Below are 9510 nucleotides of genomic sequence, written 5' to 3'. Positions count from 1 at the left end.
AAGCGAGTAGATTCCATGACCATTTGAAAATCAACAATGGAATTTAACAGAGCCTTTTTTAAAAAAAGGTTAGAACAGGCAATTAAGATCACTGCTCTAACCTTTTTATTTATTTCGAATGCATCTTAAATTCCAGGAATAACTCATTGTAATAGGCAAGATTTTTCTGGCCAAGGTTTTCGTAAACCTCCAGCCTTTCGGTCATTTCCGGTGGCGGATAAAAGCGAGTATCATTCACGATCTCCTCCGGCATATACTTCAGGGCCTCTTTGTTTGGGGTTGAATAACTGACGTACTCCGTATTCTGGGCGGCCACTTCCGGATCAAGCATGAAATTCATGAATTCATGTGCCGCATCGATGTTCTTCGCCGTTTTTGGAATGACCATATTATCAAACCAAAGATTCGACCCTTCCTCCGGCACTACATATTCAAGGTCTTCATTTTCCCACATGATCTCATTCGCTGTTCCCGACCAGACGAGGCCAATGGATGCTTCGCCGTTTTCCAGTAGCATCCGGTTTTCGTCCCCTACAATCGCCTTTACGTTTGGCGTAAGGGCATCAAGCTTCTGTTTCGCTTCCTGCAGATGGTCCCGATTTACATCATTCAATGAATAATGTAAACTATTCAATCCCATACCGATCACTTCACGGGCACTATCCGTTAATAGGATTTCATTTTTCAAATCTTCGTCCCATAAATCATTCCAGCTCGTAATCTCTTTTCCGCCGAGCTTCTTGGGATTATAAACGATCCCAACCGTTCCCCAGAAATAAGGAATCGAATATTGATTATCCGGATCAAATGGCAGGTCCATGAAACGGGAATCAATATACTTCAGGTTCGGCAGTTTGGAATGATCAACCGGCAACAGCAGTTTTTCTTCTTTCATCTTATCGATCATATATTCGGAAGGAACAGCGATATCATACGCTGTACCGCCTTGCTGGATTTTGGTCATCATGGATTCGTTTGAATCAAATGTTTCATAAATGACCTTGATTCCTGTTTCTTTTTCGAAACGATCAATTAAATCAGCATCGATATAATCGCCCCAGTTATATACGGTTAGTACATTTCCGCTTGTATAGCCTTGGGAGGAATTCAACCGGTTAACCGCAAACAAGAGAGCGGCAGAAACAATGATTATGGCCAGAAATACACGCATAAGCCTCTTCATTTTCTTACCCCCCATCCGCCCGGCTTGTTGTTACGCTGCGTAATAAAGTAGTAGCCGACCACCAATATCATCGTGAACAGAAATAAAAGGGTGGACAACGCATTGATATTCAGAGAAACTCCGCGGCGGGCTAACGAATAAATCTCGACAGAAAGTGTCGTAAATCCATTTCCGGTTACGAAGAAAGTAACCGCAAAATCATCCAGCGAATAGGTTAGTGCCATAAAGAATCCGGCAAAGATACCCGGCGTGATATACGGTAAAATCACCTTGGTCAGAACGTCCCAGCTGCTTGCACCAAGATCTCTCGCCGCATCTATTAAAGTCGGGCTCATTTCCTGAAGCTTCGGCAGGATCATGATCACAACAATCGGCACACAAAAAGCGATATGCGATAATAATACAGAGAAAAAGCCGAGTCTTATCCCTACCATCGTAAATAAAATCAATAATGACGCACCGATGATCACATCAGGACTGACAATCAATACGTTGTTGAACGACAGCAATGTATTTTTCGTTTGTCTTCTTTTTACAAATCGAATCGCAAGAGCGCCGAAAATTCCGATGATCGTTGAAATGGAAGCGGATAGCAACGCGATAATCAGCGTATTCAATACAATAATCAGCAAGCGGGTATCATTGAATAATTCCTTGTACCAATCCAGTGTAAATCCTTCAAAGTCATTCATATTTCCACCGCTGTTAAACGAATAAAACACTAAAAAGAAGATCGGCGCGTATAGAATTAAAAAGATAATGACTAAATATATTGAAGATAATGGTGAAATCTTCTTTCTCATTTTAAACGCCGCCTCGCTTTCGATTACCGGTCAGAAACATAATGATAATCATAACAATGATTAAAAATACCGCAATCGTTGAACCCATTCCCCAATCCTGGGTAACAAGAAAGTGCTGCTCGATCGCCGTCCCGAGGGTGATGACACAGTTACCCGCAATCAGCCTTGTCAGCATAAACAGCGACAATGCCGGAATGAACACAGCCTGGCAACCGGATTTCACACCATCAAGCGTCAGCGGAAAAATCACGCGTTTGAAGGTGGTCCACGAAGAAGCCCCTAAATCGCTTGCGGCATCTAAGAGCGTAGGGTTCAATTCATCCAGCGCATTAAAGATTGGCAATATCATAAACGGGATAAAAATATAGACCGAAACAAACAGAAAACTAAAATCCGTAAACAAAATCTGCTTCGAACCAATCCCAATAGCCTCTAAAAAGCTATTTGCCGCCCCGTACGTCCCAAAAATCCCCAGGAAAGCATACGCTTTTAGCAAAAGATTAATCCAGGAAGGCAAGATAATCAGTAATAGCCAAAGCTGCTTATGCCTGGTTCTTGTGAGTAACAAGGCAGTCGGATAAGCGATGAGTAGTGATATGGCCGTAATTAAAAAGGCATACCAAAATGAACTGAGTGTCATTTGTAAATAAACCGGTGTAAAAAACTTTTGGTAATTGCTGAACGTAAAATCTCCTTCAATATTGAAAAAGGAATAATAAAGGACAAGGAGAAGCGGTGCCATCACAAAAAGCATGATCCATAAGGCGTAAGGAATCAGGTACATATTGCGTGTCGTTCTATTTTGCATGGCTGGCCCCATCACTGTATGCTTCCAGCCGTTTATCAAACTCTTCTTCCGTTTCGCCAAAACGCATGACATGGATTGCCTCAGGATCAAAATAAAGGCCAATTTCGTCGCCTACTACAGCCTTTTTGGTAGAATGGACAAGCCACTCGTTTCCATCCTGATCATAGCTCGAGATTTCGTAATGAACGCCGCGGAACAATTGGGAATCAACCCGTACTTGCAGCTTGCCCCGTTCAAACGTCGTAATTTCCAAATCTTCCGGACGGATGATTACTTCAACCGCTTCGTTCGGATTGAAACCTTGGTCGACACAATCAAACTGTTTGCCGACGATCTCAACAAGCTGATCCCGTATCATTTTACCTGGGACGATATTGGATTCACCGATGAAGTCGGCTACAAAACGGTTAATCGGTTCATCATAAATATCCGTCGGAGTCCCGCTCTGCTGGATTTTCCCTTCATTTAACACGAAGATCTCATCCGACATCGCGAGCGCTTCCTCCTGATCATGCGTCACGAAAATAAAAGTAATTCCAAGGCGCCGTTGCAGCTCACGCAACTCGTATTGCATTTCTGTCCGCAGCTTCAAATCCAAAGCGGATAGCGGCTCATCTAGAAGTATGACTTCATGTTCATTCACAATCGCGCGGGCAATTGCTACACGTTGGCGCTGGCCCCCGGACATTTCGCGGACTTCCCTGTTTTCATACCCCTCCAGGTTTACGAATCGTAAGGCTTCCTTCACCTTCGCAGTAATATCGGATTTTTTCATTTTCTTGATGCGTAGCCCAAAAGCAACATTTTCGAAAACATTTAAATGTGGAAATAGCGCATAATCTTGAAACACCGTATTTACCTGGCGTTCGTTAGCGGGGACATTATTAATGATCTCCCCATTAAAGAAAATCTTCCCCTGTGATGGTTCTATAAAGCCCGCTATTAAACGGAGAATCGTCGTTTTCCCGCAACCGGAAGGACCGAGAAGCGTGTAAAATTTCCCGCGTTCCATCTCAAAGCTGACTTCATTTAATACCGGAGCATCAGCGTCATATTGTTTCGAAACATTTTCAAAGCGGATAATCGATTGGTCTGTCATAGCAACCTCCCTCTTCTTTTTCTTTATATCTATAATCTCGGTGTAAGGTCATGATTTAACAGTTTAATATTATACAGCATTTATTAGGAACTGCCATTACATTTACTACAAACCTATCTTATTAAAAGGCTCTGTTAAACGATAATGTTGTTTTTGGGAAGGGAATCTGCGAGACTCCTCGAAAATGCATACGCATTTTCTCGTGCGGTGTCTATTCAAGGATGATGAATCAACGTCCTGCGGAAAAACGGGCTGGCAAGACCCCGCAGCGAGGTACGAGTGAGGAGGCTTGCCAGTTCGTCCGCGGAAAGCGAGTAGATTCCATGACCATTTGAAAATCAACAATGGAATTTAACAGAGCCTATTAAAAAAAGAGTTCCTTCATAAAGAAGAACCGTTACATGAATCGTCGGAAGATTCATTATGATGGTCGACGCTTCTCCAGTCATCACTTTATTTACTCGCTACATATTCCCTATGCTTCAAATAAATAATTAAGTTAATATTTTATGTTATTACTTAGAATCCCTTGAAAATCATCTGTCAATAATAACACTTGGAGTTTAAGGAAAACTTAAGACAGCAGTAAATTTTGTAATTCGGAGTTTTTTTGATAAAACGGAGCATACACAATCATATAGAACCAACTTCACGTCATTCCCGGCTATTAACGGGTTTATTCGATGAAAATATATGGTATAAAGAAATGGACGTTTCCTTTGACAACGATAATCATACTTTTCCTTATGAGTTCTCACCTTCCAAAACGGCGGTCCAGCAAAATATTTATGAGCTCGCCAGAAGCGCGAATCCGCAATCTGGAGCAGGCTGTGGAGAAACGGACAAGGGACCTGAATGAACTGTAAAAAAAATTCTTCCCAGATCATCCCTGTCTTAGAAGGGATTGTTGTCGTTCCCCTTCTCGGTAAGTATGATGAGAACTGGTCGGAGGAGCTTATTGCCAAAACACTGAATAATCAAAGCCAAGTATCTGGTCCTTGATCTCACAGGCCTTGATAAACAGATAAGCGAGTACACCGTTTCGTTTATTAACAAGCTGGCTTCAGCTGCTTCCCTGATCGGAACAATTTTGGTCGGCATCTCCTCCGAACTTGCCTTAACCAGTTCACAGACAAATAATGATCTGTCCAAATACAATTTCTTCAACATCTGCAGCATGGAATCTACTATGCTTTTGCGCAGGAAGGCAGAAAAATAATCTAAGCGATTAGGGGGATTACATGTCACCTACATTCACACTTAAAAAAATCAAATCAAATTTCTGGATCATCCCGGCGCTATACGGGGTTTGTTTTTTTATTTTGGCAATCCTAAGCATGATGTTAGACCGTTATATTGCCGAACATACAAATCTGATCAAGTACATGTCACCCGTATTTTTTACCGATAAAGAGCTGGCCCAGACGATTTTAAGCGCCATTTCCACTTCATTGTTAACGATGACCACCATTACTTTTTCTTCTATATTGGTGGTGGAGACCACTTTCTTGGCACAATTCTCTCCACGGACCTTACAAAATTTCAATGCAGAATCCAAAATACAACAAGTGCTTGGAATGTTTGTTGGCGGATACATCTATGCGCTGGTTCTGCTCATCCAAATCAGGGAGAACGAGCTGAGCAATACATTTATTGTACCGTCGTTTGCCATCGCCGTAGCGTTTATCTGTGTGGCTTTGTTTGTATTCTTAATTCACCATGTTACGAATTGGATTAAAGTCGGAAATCTGATTTCGAATATTACAAAGGAAACATTGTCGGCCATCGAAGATAATAGAAGAGATGAAATAACCATTGGGGCTTCCAAGGAGTATCAAGGCCTGGATATTGAAAAGATGAAGTCAACTGAAATTAAAAGCAAGAGCCGGGGATACATTCAATTTGCAGAACTTGCAAAAATGGTGGAATATGCCACCAAGACTGATATCGTCATCAAGTTCGAAAAAATCCCAGGTGATTATGTCGATGTAGATACTCCCCTATTGACCGTTTGGAACAATAAAGACTCCCTGGAGAAAGACCAAGTTCTTGCTTTTATATTCGTCACACCTGACCAGGATGCGATACAAGATGTCGAATTCGGGATTCAAAAATTAGTGGAAATTGCTCTGCGGGCCATAGCACCAGGCAAAAATGACCCTGAAACGGCGATCAATTGCATTGAACAACTGGGCCAAATCTTAACGAAAATTGGAAAAAGACATTCTGCTGATCCCTATTATTGTGACGAGCAAAAAAACGTACGGGTCATCCTGGAAAAACCGTCTTTCAGTGATTATTTGTACGAAAGCTTTTATCAGATCCGGCATTATGGACAAGCCGATGTGTCAGTGGTGGTTTCCGTCATTAAAGCGCTCACTCTGATAGCCGAAACGAATGAAGATAAGATAAAAGCTGCGGTCTGGGATTTTTCAGGCTACATTGTTGAAGGCATAAAGACGCAGGAATGGTTGGGGCTTGATAAGAAGTTTATTAATACCCGCTTGAGAAAGCTGGCTAAAGCCTGCGATAAAGATCAGCAATTAGACTTGATTGCTCTTGATTAACGGTTAGGCTGTCGGGTAGGAGTTTTATTGCAGCTGCAGATACTATCATAATGAAACCCCGTCTGGTTACCCAAACGGGGTTCAAGTTATACGGCTGTGGATTGATTAATTTTCGAAAGTCTCTCCGCAACTTCTTCTTCAGTTAAACCATGTTCAATGACATAGCGGTTTCTAGGGTCAACGCGACATTCATGCGAACAGCTGCGCAAATGTTTGTGTTCATTCTCCTCGGAACAGAGGATTTTTTTGTTGCACTCAGGGTTGGCGCAATTTACATAGCGTTCACAAGGTTCACCGCTGAAGTAATCCCGTCCGACAACCACATGTTCCTTCTGGTTGACCGGAACACCGATTCTTTCATCAAACACATACAATTGTCCGTCCCATCGTTCACCTTGAACTTCAGGGTCTTTACCATATGTGACAATTCCCCCATGAAGCTGGGATACATCCTCAAAGCCCTCTCTTACAAGCCAGCCTGAGAATTTCTCGCAACGAATACCGCCTGTGCAATAGGTTAAGATCTTTTTGCCTTCTAACTTGTCTTTATGATCACGAACCCACTGAGGCAGGTCGCGGAAGTTTTCAACGTCCGGTCTAATCGCCCCTTTGAAATGGCCAAGGTCATATTCATACGTATTTCTTGCATCAAGGATGACTGTTTCCTCATCCTGCATTTTTTCAAAAAATTCCTTTGGACTTAAATATTTACCCGTTACTTCATGTGGGTTCACATCATCCTCAAGGCGAAGTGTGACCAACTCTTTTCGCGCACGTACTTTCATTTTCTTAAAAGCATGCTCATCCGCTTCATCTATTTTGAAAACCATATCTGAAAAACGCGGGTCATTCCTCATGGCTTCCATATATTTGTCAGTCTGTTCCACCGGACCGGAAACCGTACCGTTGATTCCCTCACTTGCGATAAGAATTCGCCCTTTTAATCCCAACTCATTGCAGAAAGCACGATGTTCCTCTGCAAATTCTTCGGGATTTTCAATTGAAACATACTGATAATAGAGCAATACTCTGTATGGTTTATTTCCTGTCATCTTATTTACCACCTGTTCTAAATTATATTTGCAAGATATAAGTATGGGTAGATGGTTCTAGCATTACACTTTTCTCTTACAAACAAACATTATAACAGATTTTACAAACACACGAAGCAAAAAAGCTCAAAATGAAGGAAGTACCAATCGTGATTGCCGCATATTCGCTTAGTTGAATATTTGATGATAAAACTCGATTTCGGTGATAGAATTTTGAGTTTCGATGAGATATTTTAAATTCCTGTGATGTAATTTTGATTTCGGTGATATATTTTAAATTTCGGTGATATAACTCAGTTTTTCGACGATATATTTTAAATTTCGGTGATATAACTTAGATTTCGATGATATATTTTAATTTCCGGTGATATAACTTAGATTTCAGTGAAATGATCGTAATCTGTTTAAGCAGGTACAAAAACATTCAGATGTTGCGGTAAAACCTTTGCCTCAAACGGCAGCGGTTCTCCTTCGTCCCCATCAATATTGACGACAAGGTCCTCTGACGCGGAAACCGTAATCGCAGAAGAACGGATATATTCTACCTGATCATGTTGCTCCAGTTCCCCTTTTAACAGTCTCGGGATGATTTTCATAATTTGTGGGAAGGAAATGTCCTTGATGATAAATGTATGAATCTTCCCATCATTTACTTCCGCATCCGGAGCGATAGATTCAAAACCGCCCACAGAATTGGTCAGAGCCGATACGACCAGGTAGGCTTTACCGATCCATTTCCCCTCGTCATGTTCGACCGTGAGCTTAAATGGTGTCTTATTGATAAACGCTTTTATTCCCTCAATAAAATAAGCCAAGGGCCCCAGTCTTGTTTTTTGCTCTGCTGAAACGGCATACGTGGCTTCAGCAATTGCTCCAATAGCCAAAACATTCATAAAATAGCAGTCATCAATTTTCCCGATATCGACGGGCACGGTTTTTTGGCTAGTGAGCAGTTCAATTGCATGTTCAGGTTCTAAAGGGATTTTCAGTGCTCTGGCAAAATCGTTAACGGTTCCGAGAGGGATAATCCCGAGATCAGGACGATGGCTTTCTTCAGCGAGCCCGTTAATCGTCTCACTGATGGTCCCATCACCGCCCATGGAAACGACAGCATCGAATTCTTGCGAACAGGCCTCCCGGGCAAAATAGACTGCATCTCCTTCTTTAGCGGTTTCGCGAACTACAGCTTCGTCATACAGGCTCTCCATAACCTGTTTTAGTTTAGGCAGAACTTCCGCAGCTTTTTCCTTTCCTGAAGATGGATTTATAATAATCATAGCTCTCGTCATGGTAACGTCTCCTCCACAGCATTATACTAAGTTCCTTCTATAAGAAAATTACCTCTTTCCCTCTTCTTTTAAACAACAGCAATGCCATTTAATGAACCCCTCGTTCTGAATTCCAACGTCCTTGCGTTTTCAAGATATGCACAACCTGGCCTGTATGATAGGCATGATGAATGACCAAGTTTGCAAGCGTCATTTCCCACGTATCCTCTGAGTTTTCACTAACCCGGCTGGCAAGCTTTTCTTCCTCGCATGTTTCGATAGACTGTCGCCATTCGTTCATTATGGAATCCATCCGTTTAACTGTATTGGTCCAGCTTTCTGTGCCTCCCTCAAAGGTCGCGTCATTTCCGTCCACCCCATTTTCAAGCGGGGTGCCTTTGAATCTTTGAAGATAGCGCTGGTTGTAATATATCAAATGATTCGTAATTTCCCAGATGGAATGTACCTCTTGATTATCTTTCCATGATGCCTGTTCGGCGCTCAGATCATTGAGCGCATGACTAAGCGAAACAAACCAATGGTTATCAATACTTGCCTTAAACTGTTCCAAAAGAATCTTTTTTTGGCTCATACTCTACCTCCGAATTTAGATTTGTAATCAGAATTTTCGGCTTTTCTTTAAAAAATCCTGCATTTCTGGTGAAGATAAGTATCGGTTCTTCACCAAAAGAAGTGGTTTAAGCTTTTGATTATCCGTTGATTTCCGCTC

The 9510-nt window shown here is 41.9% G+C and carries 10 protein-coding genes; 3 read left to right on the top strand and 7 right to left on the bottom strand.

Annotated elements, in window-relative coordinates:
• Positions 1-109 precede the first annotated feature (109 nt).
• From D0463_RS13395 to D0463_RS13380, 4 genes are read right to left on the bottom strand one after another with little or no spacing between them, the layout of a single operon-like run.
• Positions 110-1183: an ABC transporter substrate-binding protein gene (locus D0463_RS13395; protein WP_117307896.1), complete on the bottom strand. Its 1074-nt coding sequence runs from the start codon at positions 1181-1183 to the stop codon at positions 110-112.
• A complete protein-coding gene (locus tag D0463_RS13390) occupies positions 1180-1986 on the bottom strand; it encodes an ABC transporter permease (RefSeq protein WP_117307895.1) in 807 nt (268 codons plus the stop codon). Before D0463_RS13390 ends, D0463_RS13395 begins: the two co-directional genes overlap by 4 nt.
• A 1-nt stretch (position 1987) precedes the next feature.
• Entirely contained in the window at positions 1988-2794 is an 807-nt protein-coding gene (locus D0463_RS13385; protein ID WP_117307894.1) for an ABC transporter permease, read from the bottom strand.
• Positions 2784-3893 carry an ABC transporter ATP-binding protein gene (locus D0463_RS13380; protein ID WP_117307893.1) on the bottom strand — a complete coding sequence of 370 codons (1110 nt, stop codon included), beginning with the start codon at positions 3891-3893 and terminating at the stop codon, positions 2784-2786. The genes D0463_RS13385 and D0463_RS13380 overlap by 11 nt, the downstream gene beginning before the upstream one ends.
• A gap of 610 nt (positions 3894-4503) precedes the next feature.
• Here D0463_RS13380 and D0463_RS13375 point away from each other — a divergent pair.
• From D0463_RS13375 to D0463_RS13370, 3 genes are all read left to right on the top strand, one after another.
• Entirely contained in the window at positions 4504-4752 is a 249-nt protein-coding gene (locus D0463_RS13375; protein ID WP_117307892.1) for a hypothetical protein, read from the top strand.
• Positions 4749-4895 (top strand): STAS domain-containing protein, encoded by a 147-nt coding sequence (locus D0463_RS19460; RefSeq protein ID WP_160118436.1) that lies wholly within the window; start codon positions 4749-4751, stop codon positions 4893-4895. Before D0463_RS13375 ends, D0463_RS19460 begins: the two co-directional genes overlap by 4 nt.
• A gap of 239 nt (positions 4896-5134) precedes the next feature.
• On the top strand, positions 5135-6460 hold the full coding sequence (locus D0463_RS13370; protein ID WP_254052803.1) for a DUF2254 domain-containing protein: 1326 nt from the start codon (positions 5135-5137) through the stop codon (positions 6458-6460).
• A gap of 86 nt (positions 6461-6546) precedes the next feature.
• On the opposite strand, the gene trhO is transcribed toward D0463_RS13370, so the two are convergent.
• The 3 genes from trhO to D0463_RS13355 all read right to left on the bottom strand — a co-directional run bounded on the left by trhO (position 6547) and on the right by D0463_RS13355 (position 9372).
• The gene (gene trhO, locus D0463_RS13365; RefSeq protein WP_117307891.1) at positions 6547-7512 is read right to left on the bottom strand and encodes an oxygen-dependent tRNA uridine(34) hydroxylase TrhO; all 966 of its coding nucleotides are present in this window, start codon (positions 7510-7512) and stop codon (positions 6547-6549) included.
• A gap of 404 nt (positions 7513-7916) precedes the next feature.
• The gene (locus tag D0463_RS13360; protein WP_117307890.1) at positions 7917-8801 is read right to left on the bottom strand and encodes a diacylglycerol/lipid kinase family protein; all 885 of its coding nucleotides are present in this window, start codon (positions 8799-8801) and stop codon (positions 7917-7919) included.
• Between the two features lie 88 nt (positions 8802-8889).
• Positions 8890-9372 (bottom strand): DinB family protein, encoded by a 483-nt coding sequence (locus D0463_RS13355; protein ID WP_117307889.1) that lies wholly within the window; start codon positions 9370-9372, stop codon positions 8890-8892.
• Positions 9373-9510 lie beyond the last annotated feature (138 nt).

Origin of the sequence: Bacillus sp. V59.32b (assembly GCF_003429085.1) — a bacterium.
Classification (GTDB): Bacteria; Bacillota; Bacilli; order Bacillales; family DSM-1321; genus Peribacillus.
This window is presented reverse-complemented; position numbering and strand designations above follow the sequence as displayed.